This window comes from Micromonospora sp. WMMC264, assembly GCF_027497275.1.
In the GTDB taxonomy this organism is placed as follows: domain Bacteria; phylum Actinomycetota; class Actinomycetes; order Mycobacteriales; family Micromonosporaceae; genus Micromonospora; species Micromonospora chalcea.
Genome location: NZ_CP114907.1, coordinates 3,058,674 through 3,079,861 on the forward strand (window position 1 = coordinate 3,058,674; position 21,188 = coordinate 3,079,861).

Genomic DNA, 21,188 nt, shown 5'->3' on the forward strand with positions numbered 1-21,188 from the left:
TCGCCGGTAGCACATGCCCGACTTCCACATCCCCAACGACCCGCAGTGGCAGTGGGCGTACGACCTGATCCTCGTCGCCGTCGGTGAGGAGTACCCGAAGGCCGACCCCACCGCCCTTCGCGCAATGGGCGACGAGTTGTATGCGCTCAGCAGCACCATCCTCAACGGGATGGGCGCCACCGCCAACCTCGGCTACGGGCTGGCCGGCAGCCTGTCCGGCCCGGCGATGGACGCGTTCCAGCAGTACCAGGTGGGCATCACCAAGAACGTGCCGGCCGGCGGCAACATCGCGCTGGCGCTGGGCGGATCGGCGTACAACTTCGCACTGGACTCGGAGAACACCCAGTACAACATCGTCATCGCGGCCTTCACCCAAGTCGTCGAGATCGCCATCGCGCTGGCCTCCGGCTTCGGCGCGGCGGCGGTTCCCGCCCTGATCAAGATCGGTCAGGAGATCGTCAAGGCTCTGATCGACCTGTTCCGGCAGCGCCTGCGGCACATGCTGATGCGGCTGGCCTGGGAGGCGTTCCAGGAGGGCCTGGAGGAACTCTGGCAGAGCGCCGCCGCCCAGGTGACCCAGATCATCGAGGGAAACCGCAAGTCCCTCGACTACAAGGACCTGGCGATCTCGTTCGCCGGTGGCGCCTTCATCGGCGCGGGCGTCAGCGGCGTACAGATGATCGGCGGCAAGTTCTTCCCGAAGATCAACGACAGCATCCTGTCCCGGGAAGGGTTGTCGGCGCTCGCCGAGACGCTGTTCGAGGGCCTGTTCACCATGATGGTCGGCGGCGGTGGATTCAACCCGTGGGCCACCATGTCCTCCTCGCTGATCGGCGGGATGGCGCACCACTACGCCACAGTGGTCGGCAACAGCTACGGCCCCGGCGCGGGCGCCAAGGCGCCACCGAAGATCGAGACGAACAGCCTCACCACCACGCCGTCCGCGCCGCCGCCGACGAGCGTGGACGGACCACCGGTTCCCCCGCCCGTCGGCTCCCCCACCGGGACGGGCGCAGGTCACGGCGGCGCCGGGAACCAGGGCGTCGGTGGGCTGCCCGCCGACGGCTCCGGCGCCGCCGGTGGCGCCGCCGGCGACTCCGGTCCGGGCCGTTCGGTCGGCGGCATCCAGGGCTCCGGGGGTCAGGGCTCCGGGGGTCAAGGCGCCGGGAGTCAGGGCGGTGCCGGTCAGGGTCCAGGTAGTCAGGGGCCGGGTCAGCAGGGCGCGGGAAGCCCGGGCGTCCAGGTGGGTGGGGGTTCGGCCACCGGTGGGCAGACCGGCGCTGGAAGCGCGACGGCCGGTGGGCAGAGCGGCGCCGACGGCCCGGTCGCGAGTGGTCAGGCCGCGGGTCGCGACGGCACCGGCAGCCAGGGCGCCGGCAACCCCGCCGGGACCGGCAACACGGCCGGCGGGACGGAGGCCCCGGTCTCCACCGGGGACAGGTCCGCGCGCGGCGACTCGACGGGTACTGCGACCGCAAGCCCGTCGACCGCCACCGGCGCGCCCTCGGCCGCCCCCGCGACGGTGGTCACCGACGCCGCGACGACGCGCGACGGCACCCTGGCCGGACCGGACGTCTCGACGTCGGGTGGTGGGCTGCCCGGGTTCGACACCACCACGCCGTCGACGTCGGCGACGCAGCCGCCCGCCACCTCCGGCTCCCCACCGGGAGCCCCGGCCGGACCGACGCCGTCCACGACCGCGCCGTCCCCCGCTACGTCCTCCCCGGCCACGCCGTCGGCCGCCCCGCCCGCACCCGCCACCGCTACGTCCTCGCCGAACCCGCCGTCGGCGGCCACGCCCGCGGCGGGGCGGGCCGACAGCACCGGTGCCGCGCCTGTGCTGCCACCGGTACGGGAGCAGGCGGGCGGCGTCTCGGTCGAGGTCGCTGCGGTCGGCGTGCCACCGGCGACCGGTCCCGCAGGGGGCATCGACGCGCCGGCCACCCCGGCACCCGCGACTGCGGCGTCCACACCGACCGGGCCGGTGGTCACCACCGACGGTCCAGCCGTCACCGTGGAGGGTGCGACGACCGCCCACGCCCCGGTGGGCGCGGACCACACCGGCGGCCGGGACGACCTCGCGCAGGCCGGTTCCCACCCCGGCCCGGCCCGGACCGGCGACCCGGGAACGACTCAACCCGTCACCCCGGCTACCGGAACGCCCGGCCGGGCCACGCCGAGCCCGCAGTTCCAGCGGGCGAAGGCGAACGCGGAGCCGCAACGGCTGCGCACCGAGCGGTACGTCCCGTGGAAGGACACCGTCGTCCCCGGCACGCACCTGCTGCGCGGCGAGATCACCACAATCGACTTCACCACGCGGGAGTTCACCGCCGACGGACGCGACTACCGGTCGTTCGACGTACACCTGGATCTGGTCTCGAAGAACGACCGGATGTCCCCGCAGGAGCTGCGGGACTTCGCCGACGCCGTGCAGCGCACCGTCGACGAGATGGTCAACGACAGGTACACGCTGCCCGACGGGCGGCTGCTGCACATCGACCTGATCGTCGACACGCCGCCGTGGCGCGACGGCATGACCCGCGACTGGCAGGCCGATCCGCGCCGCAACCCGCCGGTCGAGGTGACCTCCGAGACCGGCGTCCGCTCCGACCAGCATCTGTGGAACACCGGCGACCGCCTGAGCGTGATGGTGCACGAGGTGATGCACTACCTCGGCGCCAAGGAGGGTCACCAGGCCGACGAACACCTGCTCACCACAGTGGACCGTTCGGGTGTGATGGGTCTCGAGGTCGACGTCCTGCCGACGTCGTCGGAGCAGGCCGCGACCTCGACCGGGCCGGTCGACTACCTCACCGCCGAGGATCTGGCGACGATCCACGACGCCGCGCTGACCGCGGGACCGGTACGCGAACTGCCGATCCCATCGGCGACGCGCGAGCAGGCGCCGGACCCGTACCCGAATCCGCAGGTCCCGTCGCGTGCGCCGGCCCCGACACCGTCAGAACCGCAGGCCGCTCCGGTTCCCCCACCGCCGCCGCCACCGCCGGTCGCCCCGGTGCCCCCGCCACCACCGCCACCCATCGCCCCGGTGCCGCCGCCTCCCCCCGGGGTGCCCGGCCCTCCGCCACCACCGGCCGCGCCCGGCCGCCCGCCGCGGCCGGCCGGAGCGCCGACCCGGAACACCGCCCCACAGCGGGCGGACCTCTCCGCTGCCACACTGCCACCCCGGCAGCAGCCCGTGCCGACGGCGATCGGGCGAGCGCTCACCGACAAGTACCAGATGGTGCACGTCCTCGACCAGGGCTCCCCGGGCCTGGGCCACCAGGCGGCGACGGTCGCCATGCTCGACGGGCTGGCCGCGACCGGCTACCAGGGCACTGTGGTGCTGACCTACCCCAGCAACAAGACGCCGTACTACGCCGGGCAGCTCGGCCGGCAGGCCGACTTCGACAGCCCGGTGGGCTCGTACGACCTGTTCCACCGCGAGTGGACCGGTCGCCGGGGCGGGATGAACGTCGTCATGCGTCCGCAGCAGAAGCCCGTCGACCCGGGCGAGGGGCGGATACAGACGCCCGCCGACGACCTACGCAAGGAGCGGGACTGGAAGGAGAGGCAGTGGCCCGGCGCCGGCGGCAGCGATCTGCCCGACTGGCGACGGGAGCTGCAGCCGTCGTTCCGGAAAGAGGCGGAGACAACCGCTCAGGAAGTCGGCCAGGGCCTGCGCCTCGACCTGGTCCGCGCCGAAACGCTACCTCCGGGCGCCGCCCTGATCGTCCTGCCGGCCGTCGACGCGAAGAACAACGACGGCTCGGAGGTGAGCGAGGAGAAGAAGGAGGAGTGGTTCCAGAAGAACTGGGAGCGCGGGCTACGCGACGCCCACAACGGCAAGCACGACGTGCTCACGCTCCAGCCGTTCCTGTGGGACAAGTACCCCCGTCAGTTCCGCAGCGCGGACGGGACGGTCACGAATCTGGACGAGATCCTGCCCGGTGTTCCGACCTACCGTGGCCGGCCACCGGCCACCCCGCCGCCGGCCGCCGCCGAGGTAGTCAGGGCCACCGGCGTTCCCGGGGCCGACGCTCTCGCGAATCTGGTCGACAACCCGGACACCGACGTGGTGCTCGTCTACTACGGCATGACCGAGGCCACTCCCAAGCACAGCGACGTGGTCGGCCGGCTGGCCGCCGCCGCCCGGCCCGGCCGGCCGACTGTCGTCCTGGTGGTCGGCGACGCCGGGCGGAGCTTCACGACAGGCAACCCCGACGTCCACGTCGCGGCGCTGCCCCGGGTCTCGCCGGAGCAGATGGCCGGGCTCCGCGACCGCGCCACGCTCGTGGTCACCGAAGGCGCCAACACCTGGCAGGAGTCCCTCGCGGCGGGCAAGCCCACGCTCTCGGTGACCGCGTCCGCGGGTGACACCCGGCCGTGGGAGCACGGGCCCGCGTCGGTCCGGACCGACTCCGGCGAAGGCCGCGACCGGCTATTGGCGGCGTCGGAGTACCTGCGGCACGGCGGCGATCCCGCCACGGTGCGGGACTTCGTCCAGGACGACGACGGCAGCGTCCGCACGTACTTCGACGGGTGGCAGCAGGCCCTCGGCCAGACCGGCTCCGACCAGGTCGACCAGGCCCTCGCCACGGTCACCGGCCTGAAGTTGGACCCGGAGGCCCGCTCGCGTGAGGCCGCGCCGGGCGCGCCCCCGGTGGACACCACCGCCCGCACGGCCGGGACCCCGCCGGCCCGGCTCGACGTACCCAAGACCCGCGACGAGATCGCCCGGGCGCGCCACGAGCAGCGCGACACCGCGCCGCACCGGATCGCGAACACCAGCGCGTACGACGTGATCGTCCGCGACCCGAGTCCGGACACCCGGGTTCCGGACGTGGTCGCGCGCTCCTACGAGCGGGCCGGTCTGCCCCTTCCGGCAGCCGGCCGCCCCCGCCTGCGCCTCGAAGCGGTCGACAACCGCATCGCGTACGACCACCGGGTGCTCGACCTCGGCGACCGGAACGTGCAGGACTTCACGGTCAAGGTCTTCCTGGACGCGCGCGACGCCACGGCCGCCGCCGCCCGGGACGAGGTCGAGACCCGGGTGACCGAGGCGGTCGACCGGATCTACAACCAGGGCTTCCGCATCGGTGACCGCGACCAGCTGAACGTCACCGTGGAGTTCGTGACCCGGCCCGGCGAGGCGCACGCCGTCGTCGCGCTGCACGGCACTCCGTCGCCGACCACGCAGACCGCCTGGTCGACGCATTCGTCCGACCTGGACCTGGCGCACGAGATCGGGCACTTCCTGGGCCTGCGCGACGAGTACGCGATACCGGGCCGGGCCCTGGAGCGCGCGCTGGTCCGCGACGACAACTCGCTGATGGCGACCACCACGCCGCAGCCCGGCAACGAGCCGCGGCTGCTGGCCCGCGGCGTCGAGCGGATCGCCGGCCTGCGGCACGACGTGCTCTCGCCCGATCGCGGCGCGCTGCCGCCACGGACGCGGCCGGCCCGGTTCGAGCCGGTACGGGTGCCCGGCGGCCGCAACGCGCGGTTCGACGAGCTGACCGGGCACACCCGCGACGTCGACCCGGGCAACTACCGGCAGGCGACGATCGACCTGAAGGCCGAGGCGGCGCCGATCGGGTTCGTCGTCAACTCGATGCTCCCGGCCGCCGACGTCGACCAGATCCCCGAGGTGGTCCGAGCCGTCACCGAGGGCCTCGCCCCGGGCACCCGGGTCGCGTTCGTCTTCGGCGTCAACACCACCGCCGAGGTGCCGGACCTGGCGTTCCGGGACGCTGTCGCCCGGGCCGCCCGGCTCGCCGAGAGCCTCGACGTGCCGGTGGCGGTGAACGGCTACGCGGTCGGCACGAAGAACGACAAGTTCCCGTACGGCCGCACCCGCAACCAGGTGCTGCGCGATCCCGACACGGTGGCCGCGATCCGGGGCCTCGCGCAGGGCGGCCCGGACGGCGCGGACCGCCGCTACCCGTACGTCTCGATCCAGGACTTCGACCGGGGCGCCCGGACGGTCGCCGACGGCACCCACGTCTTCGACCGCGTCGACCGGGCGACCCGGTTCGACCCGGAGGCGACCGGGCAGCAGGCGGACTCCCCGGCCCGGCCCTTGATGATCTCCGGCGGTTACCGGGTCGGCGACGCCGCGGATCTGGTCCGGCGGACCCGGGAACGGCTGGAACGACGCGCCCGCGACCACGAGGCGAGGATCGCCGAACTCGCCACGCGCGACGACCGGGAGGCGCGCAAGGAACTCGGGATCGAGCGACAGAAGCTGGCCGCCGTCCACGGCGGGCTCGGCAAGCTCGCCACCGAGGCCGGGCAGGAGAAGTTCGTCCGGGACTTCGCCACGGCCGTGGACGAGGACATGCGCTCCCGGGACCGGCAGGCCACCGTCCACCCCATGCTCCCGTACTCGCCGGAGCCGAACCTCTTCGTCGACGGCCTGCTCGTCCTCGGCCGGCCCGAGGTCCGGTTCGGTGACGCGGGCGCCGAGTTCCTCCTGCTGGCCGAGAGCCTGCACCAGGCGTACGGCGACGAGCTGGCCGTCGCCCACGGCGCGGCGACGCCGGCCGGCCTGCCCCCGGACGTCCTCACCACCGATGTCCAGGTCGAGTCGCAGAACAACAGGCACCCCGACCGCGACCTGGGGTTCATGACGGACTTCGTGGGCGCCGCCACGCCCACCGACCTGTCCCGGCTGGCGGCCGACTTCGCCGCCGGCAACTTCCTGCCCCAGTCGCACGCCGTGCCCACGAACGCCAACCGGCAGCTGTTCTACACCGAGGGCACCGGCTTCAAGGAGTACCGGGCCGAGCTGCGCAAGCCCGACAGAGCCGCCGGCAAGCCGTTCGCCGCCCCCACCGACGTGACGCCCCGCCGTGCCGGGGTGGCGCGTGCCCCGGGCGAGCCGCCGCGCACGTGGCAGGAGTCGCTGACGCCGGAGCAGCTCCAGCAGCTCGGCGCGCAGCCGCACAACCGGCTCGTCACCACCGTCTCGCTGCCGCCGCCCGGGTCCGGTCCCGCGCCGGAGCCGAGCGGCGAGTTCACCGTCGACCCCGACCTGGACCCGTCGAAGCCGGCCCGGACCGTGGGCCTGCCGACCAGCCAGCGCCTCGTCGCCGCGCACCTGGTCGCCACGTCGAACGACTCGGGGACCATCCAGCAGGAGTTCGCCGCCGCCACCGCCATCGCCGATCGTGGTGGGCTCAGCCGGCAGCCGGGCTCCCTCTACGACGCGATCGCCGCCGGGCTGCCGGGCGCCGACGCGAACACCCTGCGGATCGACACCCTGCGGGCGGGCCGGGACACGATCGTGCTGGACGACGCCGCCGCGATGCGGCAGCAGCGCCCGTACGACAACGGGCACTTCGTGCGGGCGGCCCTCGCACCCGACCCCGGCACGCAGCGCCGCGGCGCCCCGATCGACGACGCCGAACGGCAGCGGATCGGCAACGCGCACGACGTGGTCGAGTTCGCCGCCGCCCGGGGCAGCCGGGTGCACCTCACCGTGCACGACGGGGCGGGCGGCCCGGTCCGGGAGTATCAGGTGCGCGGCGCCAAGCCGCAGGGCCGGCTGGCGCTGGTCCGCACGATCGACGCGTGGGGCGGGGTCACCTACGCGCCGTACGTGCCCCCGCCGCCCCCGGCGGCTGACACCGGCGACGACAGCGACAGCGAGTCCGGCGACTTCGGGATGTTCGGCGACGACGGCCTCGCCACGTTCGCGCCGACCGCCACCACGACAACGACCACGACCACGACCACGAGCGCCACGACCGGCGGCGCCGTCGACTCCGGCCTGGTGTTCGCCGCGCCCGACGACCGCGCCACCAGGTCCACCGCCCGGGACTTCCCGGACCGGCCCGACCGCTACCACGTGTTCGGACACGGCGAGACGGACGCGATCCGGGTCGGCGACGCCCGGATCACCCCGGCGCAGCTCGCCGCGCGCATCCGCGAGGACCACGACCGCTGGCAGGGACGCCCGATCGTCCTGATCGTCTGCGACAGCGGCACCGACCGCCGGGACGGCTTCGCCGCGCAGCTCGCCCGCGAACTGCCCGGCACCAGGATCATCGCGCCTGGCGGCGTGGTGTGGGCCGGGTCGACCGGACACGCGATCGTCACCGGCAGCGACAGTCGCGGCCCGGACGGCGAAGCGCTCACCCCGCCGACCGGTGACACCCGGTTCGTCGAGTTCGAGGCGTCACCCACCGACCCCGCCCGGCTCACCGTCACCGAGTTGTCGCACGTGCTCGACGCGTACACCCCGGTCGGTCAGGTCGACCCCGACCGGACGGCTCGGTCCGTCGCGCAGCTCTCCGCCTGGGCGCGGTCCGACGCCACCGAGGTCGAGACCCGGACCCGGCCGGCGCTCGACGCGCTCGCTCCGGCCCTCGACGACGCCACCCGGGCCGACGCCACGCACCGGCGCGCCGCCGGGCTGCACCGCGACGCGGCGAACCGGGTGGCCGACCTGTCGGAGAGCCAGCTCCAGCTCGACCAGCGCGCCGACGAGGCACCGAAGCTGGCGCGGGCCGGCGTCGACGCGGCGGCCCGGGCCGGGGACACGGCCGACGCGCGGCGGCTGCGCGAGATCGCCGGCCGGACCGAGGAGCACATCCGCGACCGGGACGCCGGGGTACGCGCCTCGCTCGCCGCCTCGGCCGCCGAGGTGGCGACCGTACGCGACCTGCGCGACGACGCCGCGTGGGCGCAGTCGACGGCGGCGCGCGCCGACGCGGACCTGCGGTTCCTGCGGGAGCGGCACGACCGGCTCGCCGCCCTGCGGGCCGAGACCCGGCACTGGGCGGACCAGGCCGCCCGGGCGGCCGCCGACGCCACCGCGGCGCTCGGCCTCCCGCCCGGCCCACGACGGGACCTGGCGCTCGCGGACGCGCTGCTGCGGGCGTACCCGGCGGTCAACGCGACCGCGCGGCGACGCGCCGACCTCGACCGGATCACCGCCGAGCTGGCCCCGCTCGGTGACCTGCCCACCGCGGTCCGGGACCGGCGCGACATCGCCGCCCAGGCCGAGCGCCTGGTCGCCGACGTGGCGTCCCGGGCGCCCGGGGCGTACGCCGCGCACACGGCCGCGCTGTCGCACATGGACGAGGCCCACGACTCGCTGACCGGGTCGGAGGAGCGACTCAACGACGTCTACGACCTGGCCGAGCGGCTCGGCGTGCCGCCCCGGACCCCGTCGCCCGCGCCGGCCGACGCGCCGGACGCGACGACGCCGCAGGACGACGCCGACTCCGACCTGGAACCGCCCGCCGACCTGCTGGTGGAGACCGCACCGGCGGGGCTGGCGCCGTTCTCTGCGCCGGAGGCCGGCACCGACGCGGCCACGACGGGCGAGGCGACCCCGGCCGAAGCCGGCCCGGAACAGATCGGCACGGCGCTGACCACCGAGGGCGAGACGGCGCTGCCGTCACCCGAGGCGGTACGCCGGCGCCTGCCCACCTACCTGCGGGACAGCCGCACCCTCGGCCTCGCCGAGCAGCTACGGGCCACCCGGGACGCGGCGCTCGGCGCGGCGCTGCGGACCCTCGACCCCCGCCTGCCGGCCGACGTCGTCGCCGCGGTGGAGGCCGACAGCCGCGACGACATCGACCAGTTCCTCGGCGCGGGCCGCCCCTACCCGGTCACGGTCGGCGGCCGCCCCGCCGAACTGGTGGTGACCGCCGTCCTCGACTGGGACGGGCTGACGGTCGACCGGGTGCACGACGACCCGCGCAAGGTCACCACGAAGACCCGGGAGAACCTCACCCACACGCTGCGGCACACCCGGGACCGGCACGTCGAGCCGAAGGCGACTGTCACCGCGCTGCCGGGCGTGATCGTCGGCGCGGGCGGCTCGGTGCCGACGGCGCCCACCACCGAACACTCCACCGCCCACAAGAGCACCTACACGTCCACCACCACGGTCAAGGTCAGCGACCTGGCCGAAGTGACAGTGCCGATCCGCTTCGTCGCCCGGCTCGTCCGGCCCGGCCGCCCCGACACCGGACCGGTCCAGGCCGCCGGCACCGTCGCTCTCGCCGTACCGACCGGGTTGCGTCCGGTCGGCGCGACCGCGCCGTCGGCCGCGGGCCCGGCGCTCGACGGACCGGTGCCGGCCCGGTTCGCGGTGGAGAGCGTACGCAGCCGCCCGGCCGATCCGGGCGCCACGTTCTTCGAGCAGGTCGAGGCGATCCTCGCCGAGGACGGCATGGGCGACCTGGTCCGCATCGGCGCGCCCGGCCGTCCGGCCGTGCAGAAGCTGCTCAGCGACGCGGCGTTCGCCGGCAAGCTGCCGACGACGGTCGTCACCGACCCGGCGAACCGGCACGACGGCTGGGTCCGGTCCGGTTCGCTGCCGCGCGGCGCGCGCACCGGCTGGCGGCGCTTCTTCCCGGGCCGCAGCCAGCAGGTCGAGGTGCGCCTGGTCGCCCGCCGCGTCGAGCAGGTGGAGAGCGTCGACGGCATCACGCACGTCGACACGTCCGCGCTCGCCGCCGAGAGCACCGGCGGCGCCACCGCCAAGCGGCTGTGGGGTGTCTGGGGCACCGCCGGTCCCGGTGTGGACGCAGGGCCGCTCAGCCTGGTCGTCGCGCCCCGGGTCGGCGGCAGCCGGGAGTCCGGCGTCAGCCGGACGATCACCGAGCGGACCGGCGCAAAGCAGACCGTGACGGGCACCGCTCCCGCCGTGCGGTACCGCGTCGAGTACGGCGTCCAGGTGCGCGTCCTGGGCCGTCCGCCGCGGATGCTGGCCGGCTCCGTCGAGGCGCTCCAGTGGACCACCCGCGACCGGCTGCCGGGCACCGCGCTCGACCCGGGCGGCCGGGAATGGCACGGACGGCGCGGCGCCGCCCGGACCCACTTCGCGCCGGCCCGCATCGAACGGGGCGAGTCGTTCGGCGGCGCGTACCTGACCCGGTTCGGCGACCAGGGGCTCTACGAGACGGTCGCCGAAGCGGTGCGGTCGGTGCCCGGTCACGACCGGTTCCGCCTGGCCACCCGGGACGAGATGCTGCGGCACTTCGACGACCCGCGGCTCGCCGACGGGCTGACCCCGCAACTGCAGGCGGCGCTGAGCCGCGACGCGGACCTGCGTACCCAGCTCTCCCCCGACCAGCTGCGCCACCTGGCGGACCGGATCGTCGGCCCCGGGCTGAAGATCCCGCTGATCCGCACCGGCACGTTCCACGACCACGTCACTGTGGTGACCATCCGGGGCACCCTCGGCGACGTGTCCGACGGCGACCTGCTCGACCACGACAAGGTCGGCGCCGACGCCAAACAGGACGCCCGGTCCACTGTGACCGGCGGGCGCGACCGCAGCACGTCGGCCGAGATCAGCCTGGAGCCGCGCATCCTCGGCCCGCTCGGCCAGGCCGCCTCGGCGATGATCGGCGGCCCCCGCGCCGCCGTCACCTGGAGCGCCGCCGACGAGAGCGCGATCACCGGCCGGCAGGCCGCCGAGAGCAGCCACGGACCGGCGCTCGACGACAAGGGCAAGCCCACCGGGGTACGGCTGCGCCAGTTCGCCGCCACCCTCGACCTCACCGTCACGACCCGGTCCAGCGTGCGGGTCAACCAGGCGGGCCGGCAGCTGTCCGTCGGGGCGTACGGCCGGGACGTGCCCACCGTCGTCGCGACGTCCGAGCAGCGCCCCCGCACCCACCGCCTCGACGTGCGCATGCTCGTTCCCGAGACGCGGGTCTCCCGGCAGCGCCCCGCTCCCGAGCCCGGCCCCGCCGTCCGGGACGAGCAGACCATCGCGTACCCGCCGCCGCTGAGCCGGATGACCGGCGGACCGCACGACCTCGACGGACGCCGGGTGGAGTCCTTCGTCGGCGCCGGCCGGCTGCAGGAAGCCGTGGTCGACACGCTGCACGAGGCCAGCGGCGACGACATCTACACCGCCGAGGACGGCCGGATCTCCACAGTCGTCGCGGACGAGCTGTCGCCGGAGCGCCTCACCGGTGACGCCGAGCTGTTCAGCCGGCCGCTGGCGCTGAGCAACCTGTGGCACGGCCGCCGGGCCGCGGACGCCCGCGCCGACGTGCGGGTACGGCTGCGACCGACGAACCCGGTGGTGCTCGACGACGCGGACGAGTTCGCCCGGATCAAGCGGACCTTCGCCAGCGGCACCGCGCGCAAGACCACGCACGGACGCTCGGTCGAGCTGAGTCTCTCCGCGACCGGCGTCGCCACGGTGAGCGGCCCGGCCGCCGACCACGGCGGCAGCACCGGCCGGCCGGCGGGCGCCGTCGTCCTGTCCGTCACGCCGTGGCGGCGCGCCTGGGGCCGGATCAGCGAGCGCAGCGTCTCGGGGATCTCGAAGCTGCGCGTCGGCGGCCGGCCCGAACGCGAGCTGCTGGTGCGGGTCGACGTGGAGGCGGAGGTGGTCGCCGAGGCGCGGCACGACACCAACCTGCTTCCGCTGGGCCTCTGGCCCGCCTCCCCGGCCCGCCGCGCCGGCCGGCGGCTCACCCTGCCGGGCGCTGTCGTCATGCGGATGACGCCGGCGGAGCTGAAGCGGCTCCAGGACCGCGACCGGGCCCGCCGGCACCGGAGCGCCGACGTGCGGCTGCAACTGCGGCACGCCGAGAACGCCGAGACGGTCCGCGCCGACCAGCGCGAGCAGCGCGCCCGGATGGCGCGGGCACAGGCCACCGAGCGCGGGAAACTGCTGCGGCGGCAGCACACCGAACGCCGCGACGCCTCCGACTACGTCGACCGGGTACGCCGGCGCCGCGAGGTCGGCGAGGCGGAGCGGCGGCTCGTCGACCAGTCCTTCGCCGCGCTGCAGGAGCGGCACCGGCGCGAGCTCGCCGAGCTGACCGCGACGCACGACGAGGCCACCCAGGCGCTGCTTCAGGCGCAGGAGCGCCAGCGGGCCGTACAGGCCGAGCACCAGCGGCGCGAACGCGAGCTCGTCCGGCAGGAACAGCAGCGGCAGGACGAGGCCGCGGCCGACCCCGGCACCCCGCACGACGGGGAACAACCCGCGTTCCGGCCCGGACCGCAACGCTCGTTCGGCATCGGCGGCGCCACCACCCACGTCGACCTCACCGACCGCATCCCGCACCTGCGGCGGGCCCTGGCCCGGGCGGCCGGCGAGGAACTCGCCCAGGCGATCCTGCCGTCCACCCAGGACCGCAGCCCCTTCGACCCGGTACGCAGGCTCGGCAGCTCCGGTTTCCTCGGCGCCGCCCACCTGCACCTGGCGGACGCGCTCAACGGCGGCCGGAGCGAGCCGATCCGGGTGGAGCGGCGCTTCCGGGGCTCCACCTACCACATCACGCTGACCGCCGAGCCGATGGGCGAGCCGAGCTTCACCGGCATCGACGTGGTCGACGAGCTGTCGGTCACCGACCGCTCGGTCGTCGGCGAGGCGCACACCCGCACCACCTCCCGGACGGCGGCGCAGGTGACGCTGACCGCCCGGGCGCAGGGCACCGAGACCGAACGGGTCGAGGACGACGCCACCCGGACCACCGGGCACGGCCCGGCCTCCGGCACCGTCGCCGCCGGCCTCACCGGCACCGCCGCCCTCGACAACCGGGCCACCAAGGCGACCGAACGCGCCGGCCGCACGTACGAACAGACGCTCACCGTCTCCGGGCCGGTGCCGACGTTCCGCGGGGCGGTCCGGCTGACCATGACCGTCACCGGCAAGGGGCTGCCCGAGGACGGCGTGTCGATCCGGGCCGTCCGCGACGTCACCACGTACTCGGCCACGCCGGGCCGGTCGCAGGCCGTCTCCGAGCCGGTCACGGCGGTACCCGCCGGGCAGACCACCGATGCGGGGCGGCAGGTGTGGCGCGCCGCCACCGGCTTCGATCCACTGCCCGAGCCGGGCCGCTTCGCCGTCGAGGACGTCCTGGTCCGCCTGCCCGACCTGCACGAAGCGGCCCGGCAGGCGCTCGTCGCCTCGGGCGTCGAACCCGGCCGCGACGTCACCGCAGCGCTGCGCGACGCCCTGACCGTCACCCGGATGAAGGCGCTGCCGGCCATGCTGGCCGGCGCATTCCCGCTGCCGATGCCGGCCCGGCTGGGCCGCGACCTGTTCCTCGACGCCCGCCTGGTGGCCCGCCCGAAGCTGCTGCGCGCGGACGCCACAGTGAAGATCGGCGGCTCGGCGAAGCGCAGCGCCGACACCGAGTACGAGCAGACCAGCGCTCATTCGTTCGCGCTGAGGACGGCCGGGCCGCTGGTCGTCGGCGGCGTCGGTCATCCGGGCGGCGCGAGCAAGGTCGGCGAGCGGGACGCCTTCAACGCGGTGAACGCCGCGACCCTCGTCGAGCAGCAGCTCTACCGCACCGACCCGGCCCGCCAGGTGAAGGACGAGGGCAAGGTCACCGTCAGCACGACCGGCAAGCCGACCCGGCGCACCGATCCGGACGACAAGCTCACCGCGGCGGTGGAGTACGACGTCGAGTTCCGCTTCGTGGCGCGTTCCCGCGACGCCGCCGGCAAGCACCGGGGCGGCGCCGAGGTCCGGGTGCCGGGCGGCTACGTGGTCCGGCTGGACGAGGAGGCGGCCCGCACCGTCACCGGCCGGGACCTCCCCCCGGGGCTGCGCGCGTCCGCGCTCGCCGTCGCCGACGCGGCGAAGACGCTGTCCGAGACGACGGCCCGCCGGGACGGCCTGACGTCCCGGGCCGACGCGGACCCGGAGGACGTCGCCGCCGCCGAGCGGGCCGTGACGGACGCCGAGCGCGCCTGGTGGGACGCCCACCACGCGCACGAGGCCGAGGTGACCCGGCCGCCGGAGCCGGTCCCGCCGGAGGACGTGCCGGCCGAGGACGTCGCCACGCCGACCGCGCAGACGCCGCTCGTCGGCGACCCGGTCGACGTCGCCACCGGCCGGGTGATCTACACCGAGGTGGACGCCCGGCTCCCCGGGCTCACGCTGGAGCGGACCCACCGATCCGACTACCGCCAGGGCCGCTGCTTCGGCCCGGCCTGGGCCTCCACGCTGGACCAGCGCGTCGTCACCGACGCCACGCACGCGCGGTTCCTGGCCGCCGACGGCTCCGTCCACACGTACCCGCTGCCCGCCGAGGGCGACGAGGCCCGGCCGGTCCTGGGCCCCGGCGGGCCGCTGCGCCGGCTGACCGGCGGCGGCTGGCTGCTCACCGAGCCGGGCCGGTGGCTGCTGTTCGCCCCGGCCACCGGGCACGGTGACTCGTGGCTCAGCGACGTGGTCAGCGACGACGTCGGGTGGCACGTCGAACGCGCCGCCGACGGCACCCCCGAGCTGCTGACCTGCACCTCCGGCGTGGTCGTGGTGCCGCACCTGGCCGGTGGCCTGGTCGTCGGCGCGCACGTACGGGCAGCCGGCGACACCGCCGCCGAGGCGCTCCACCTGCCCACCTTCGGCTACGACGACCGGCGGCGCCTGGTCGAGGTACGCAACTCCTCCGGCCACGCCACGCGGCTGCGCTACGACGAGGCGGGCCGGCTGGTGCGCTGGCAGGACCGCAACGGCGAGTGGTTCGGCTACGACTACGACGAGGCGGGCCGCTGCGTGCGGGCCGGCGGCGCCGGTGACTGGCTGCGCTACCGCCTGCGGTACGACGACGGCGTCACGTCCGTGACGAACTCGCTGGGCCAGGTGACCCGGTACGAGATCAACGAACGCCGCCAGGTCACCGCGATCGTCGACCCGCTGGGCGCTACCACCCGGCAGGAGTGGGACGCGGCGAACCGGCTGCTGTCGCGCACCGACCCGCTCGGGCGCGTCACCCGGTTCGACCACGACGCGCGCACGGTCACCCTGCCGGACGGCTCGACCCACCGGGTCCCGCCGCCCCGGCCCGCGCCCGCGGGCGGCATCGAGTTCGACGCGCTCGGACGGGTCCGGGCGACCCGGGCCCCGGACCGGGCGGTCACGACGTACGGCTGGACCGCCGAGGGGGACCTCGCGTGGCGGGTCCGCCCGGACGGCTCCACGCAACGGTGGTTCTACGACGGTGAAGGGAATCTGGTGGACGTCATCGACGCCTCAGGAAGGGCGGTGAGCTTCGAGTACGGCCCCTTCGATCTACCCACGGCCCGGGTGGACCAGGCGGGGAACCGCACCGAGTTCACGTACGACACGGAACTACGGCTCGTCGGGGTGACGAATCCGGCGGGCCGGACGTGGCGCTACGAGTACGACGCGGCCGGCCGCCTGTGCGGGCAGACCGACTTCGACGGCCGTACCCAGCGCTACGAGCACGACGACGCGGGACAGCTGGTCGCGCACACCGACGCCGCCGGCACCGTCACCCACTACCGCTGGGACGCGCTGGGCCGGGTCGTCGAACGCCGGGTCGGTGACGCCGTCACCCGCGTCGAGTACGACGCCGACGGTCACGTCGCGGCCGTGCTCAGCCCGGACGCGCAGGTGCGGTTCACCCGGGACGCCGAGGGCCGGGTGCTGTCCGAGACGATCAACGGCCGGACGGTGCACACGTCGTACACCGATTCCGGCGCGGTCGCGACGCGCACCACGCCGTCGGGCCGGTCGAGCCGGTGGACGTTCGACGCCGCCGGCCGCCCGGAGCGCCTGACCGCCGGGGAGCACCTGCTCGGCTTCACGCACGACGACGCCGGCCGGGAGATCGGCCGGACCGTCGGCGGCCTGGTCGCGCTGCGGCAGACCTTCGACGCGGCGGGCCGGCTCACCGGGCAGCAGATCGCCGACGCCGCCGAGCGCCGCTACAGCTACGACGCCGCCGACCGGGTCACCGCGATCGCCGACTCGCTCGCCGGTGACCAGTCCTTCACCGCCGACGACACCGGCCGCATCCGGGCCGTCGACGGGGACGTCCCGCAGCGGTACGACTACGACGAGGCCGGCAACCTGGTCGGCGCCGGTGGCGGACGCTGGGAGTTCACCGGCACGATGCTGGTGCGCTCCGACGACGCGACGTTCTCCTACGACGCGAAGGGCCGCCTCACCGGCCGGGTCGACGCCGCTGGCGCGTGGCGCTTCGAGTGGGACGCCGAGGACCGGCTGGTGCTGGCCGTCACCCCCGGCGGCGACCGCTGGCGCTACCGCTACGACGGCTTCGGCCGGCGCATCGCCAAGCAGCGCCTCGGTGACGGCGACCGGGTGCTGGAGGAGGTGTGCTTCGCCTGGTCCGGCGACCTGATGCTGGAGCAGACGCACCGCGACGTCACCGGCGCGACCACCACGACCACGTGGGACTACCGGCCGGACGCGCCGGTGCCGGTCGCGCAGACCGACGGCGGCACGCTCCGCGCGGTGATCACCGACAGCATCGGCACCCCGACCCACCTGGTCGAGCCGGGCGGCGGGCTGCGCTGGTGGTCGCGGGGTGACCTTTGGGGACGCGGCGCGGACCGCACCGTGACGCCGCTGGCCTTCCCCGGCCAGTACGTCGACGCCGAGACCGGCCTGCACTACAACCGGTTCCGCTACTACGACCCGGCGACCGGCCGGTACGTCAGCCCCGACCCGCTCGGTCTGACCGGCGGCCCGAACCCGACGGCGTACGTCGCCGACCCGCTGACCGTGGCCGACCCGCTGGGTCTGACCAGTTGCACGCCGGCCCCGGCTACGCCCCACCCGATGGCCGCGGTGGAGCCGGCGCTCGCCGTTCCCTCCGCGCAGACGCCCAGCAGCCTGCCCACGACCGCGGCGCCGCCCCCGCCGAGCGCGCTGTACGGCATGCCGGTCTGGGTGCGGGAGACCAGGCGCAACGCGGACGGCACCGTCACCCACGTGTACGTGGAGCGCGACACCCCGTCGCCGCCGCCGTTGAGCACACCGGTCGGTCAGGTCACCGCGCAGGCCCAGGCCTGGTTCGACACCGTCGGTTTCGCCCCGCAGACGGCGCTGGCCGACACGTCCTCGACGGCGCACCAGAGCTTCGAGAGCATCCGCGCCGACATGTACGCGCGGACCGGTCACCGCCCGCGTACCGGTCCCCGCAGCAACCGCGAGGGTCACTTCAACGAGCCGATGATCGGCAGCCGCCCGTACAACCATGCGGACGGGACGAGCGGCCTCGGCGACCGGATCGGCGCGGAGTCCGACGGCGGCCGCCGTACCGCCGGCCAGATCGCGAACTACCTGCGCGGCTTCACCGCCCTGGAGTCCATCGAGAGCACCGCCGGGCGGGAGTTCGCCACAGTTGTCGCGTTCGCCGAGCAGGCCCGTGGCTACCGCCAGGAGCGGCACGAGGCGGCGAACGCGCTCCAGGAGATCCACTCACTGGCCCGGAGCGGGCGCGCACGGCGCTACTGGGGGGACGTCGGTCACTGGTACGGCCCCGCCCGTCGTGGCTACGCCAGCGAGGAGGACTACGTACCGCCGTCGGAGCGCCCCCGGCCAGATCAGCTGATCACCGGTGAACGCCGGCCGCAGCGAACCGCGGCCCGCACGTTGGCGGTCGACGGCGAGCCCAGCGGCAGCCGCGACCGCAGCGACAGGTCACGCAGCCCGCGGGACCGGAGCCGTCCCGGCGGCGGCAGCCACCGGCGCGGCGGTGGTCAGGCGTACGGCTTCCAGGGGCCGCAGAGCGCTCCCGCGAGCCTCGGCGCCGCCTCCGCCACGCCGTCGGCGGACACCACGACGCCGCTGGCCGAGCAACTGGCAGCCGCGCAGGGTGACCCGGCGGCGCAGTCCCGGATCCTCGACACCTTCCGGGACGCGCTGTCCCGCGACGTCCCGCTGAGCAACGGGTCGACGCTGCGGATCCTGGCGGCCAACTCGCACGGCGGCACCGCGAACACCGCCGCCGACCTGGCGACGCTCGACGACGCGGACCGGGGGCACCTGCGGCAGATCCACCAGGGCCGGGACGCGGCCAATCAGAACGACTGCGTCACGCTCACGATGGCCGTGGACAGCTACAAGCAGTCCGGGCTGATCACCCAGATCCCGCCGCAGACGCACCCGAGAGCGCTCAGCGACATCCAGAAGCAGTACCCGGGCCGCACCACCGAGGAGGTCGGCACCCTCCAGGGTCTGATGGACGCGCTCGGCGCCATGCCGAACGGCACCAACGGCATCGTCGGCTTCCGCACCGACGGCCCCGGCGCCGTCGGCCACGTGGTCAACGTGTCGAAGGACTCGCAGGGCCGCGTGACGTTCGAGGACTCGCAGGTGCCGGGCCTGGCCACGCTGCCGCAGATCGGCCCGGACGGCTCCGTCGTCCTGATCCGGACCAGCGACCCGCAGCCGGCCCCGTCCTCGGACGTGGACATGGCCTCGGTCCGCGACGCCGACTCCGACGTCGACATGACCTCGGTCCGCGACACCGACTCCGACGTCGACATGACCTCCGTCCGCGACGCCGACAGCGACGTCGACATGGCCGACTTCTCGCCGACCACCGAGACGTTCGCCGGGGTGGCGCCCGAGGCGGTGGCGAAGACCACCGCGCAGACGCCCACCGTGGGTGACCCGATCGACGTCACCACCGGGCGGATGATCCTCACCCACACCGACGCGGTCCTGCCGGGGCTCACGCTGGAGCGGACCTACCGCTCCGACTACCGGTGGGGCCGGTCGTTCGGCCGGGCCTGGGCCTCCACGCTGGACCAGCGGATCATCGTCGACGGCGAGCAGGTCCGCTACCTGGCCGCCGACGGCTCGCTGCTCACCTACCCGCTGCCCGCCGAGGGCGAGGTGGCGCAGCCGGAGACCGGCCGGACGCTGCCGCTGCGCCGGCTGGTGGGCGGCGGCTGGCTGCTGACCGATCCGACGTCGGGCCGCAGCCTGCTGTTCGCCGCGGCGTCGGACACCGAGTCGCTGCTCACCGACGTCACCGACGGCGGCGTCAGCTGGACGATCCAGCGCGACCGCCGGGGTACGCCGACGCAGCTGCTGTCGTCGACCGGGGCCACCGTCGCGTTCACCTCGTCCACCGGGCTGATCACGATGGTCTCCCTGCCCAACGCGGCCGGTGACCTGATGGCGGCGTCGCGGTTCGGCTACGACGGTGACCTGAACCTGATCGAGGTGACGAACTCCTCGGGCGACCCCGAGCGCTTCACGTACGCCGACGGGCGGCTCGTGCGCTGGGAGGACCGCAACGGCGAGTGGTACACGTACACCTACGACGAGGCCGGCCGGTGCGTCGCCACCGACGGCAAGGGCGGCTACCTGCGCTACCGGTTCGACTACCAGCCGGGCCGCACCGTGGTGACCGACTCGCTCGGCGCGGTGCGCGTCTACGAGCTCAACGACCGCTTCCAGGTGGTCGCCGAGACCGACGCGCTGGGCGCGACCACGCGCAACGTCTGGGACGAGGCGTACCGCCTGCGGTCCACGACCGACCCGCTGGGCCGCACCACCTCCAGCGAGTACGACGCGCTCGGGCGGCTGGTCGCGGTCACCCGGCCGGACGGCAGCCGGTCCACCACCACGTACGACGACCTCGGTCGTGCGGTGTCCTGGACCGACTTCGACGGGAGCACCCGCAACCGTCAGTTCGGCCCGGACGGCCTGATGGTCGCCGAGGTGGACGCCGCAGGCGAGGTGGTCCGGTACGAGCAGCCGGCCGCCGACGGCCGGGGCACGACCACGCACGTCGGCCCGACCGCCGTCGTGCGCGACCCGGCCGGGCAGATCACCTCGGTGAGCACCGGGCAGGGCGAGACGCAGTACGCCTACGACGCGCTCGGCCGCCTGTTCAGCATCGAGGACGACAACGGTCTCACCGAGTTCGGCTGGACACTGGAGGGCGACCTGGCCTGGCGGGAGAACCCGGACGGCTCGGTCGAGGAGTTCCGCTACGACGGCGAGGGCAACCTGGTCGAGTGGGTTGACGCCACCGGCCGCCGGACGATCCGCGAGTACGGCGCGTTCGACCTGGTCACGGCCGAGATCGACGACGAGGGCAACCGCACCGAGTACGCGTACGACACCGAGCTGCGGCTGGTCCGGGTCACCAACCCGGCGGGCGCGACGTGGACGTACACGTACGACCCGAACGGCCGGATGGTGTCCGAGACCGACTTCGACGGCCGCACCCAGCGGTACGTCTACGACGCCGCCGGGCAGCTCGTCGAGCGCACCGACACGACCGGCGCTGTCACGCACTACGCGTACGACCTGCTCGGCCGGGTCGTGGAGCGGCGCACCGGCGAGGCGGTGACGCGGTTCGCGTACGACGCGGCGGGCCGGGTCGTCCCCGCCGGGGACGACGACTCGCAGATGCGGCTGGAGCGTGACCCCGTACCCCGGCGCTGACCCACCG

1 protein-coding gene is annotated in these 21,188 nt (G+C 74.9%); it reads left to right on the forward strand.

Going from position 1 to position 21,188, the window contains the following annotated elements:
• The first annotated feature begins 13 nt into the window (after positions 1 to 13).
• Entirely contained in the window at positions 14 to 21,181 is a 21,168-nt protein-coding gene (locus O7542_RS13115) for a DUF6531 domain-containing protein (RefSeq protein ID WP_281606313.1), read from the forward strand.
• Positions 21,182 to 21,188 lie beyond the last annotated feature (7 nt).

Bases quoted from the DNA above. Each gene is read 5' to 3' on its own strand.
- O7542_RS13115 (WP_281606313.1), top strand. From the start codon at position 14: ATGCCCGACTTCCACATCCCCAACGACCCGCAGTGGCAGTGGGCGTAC.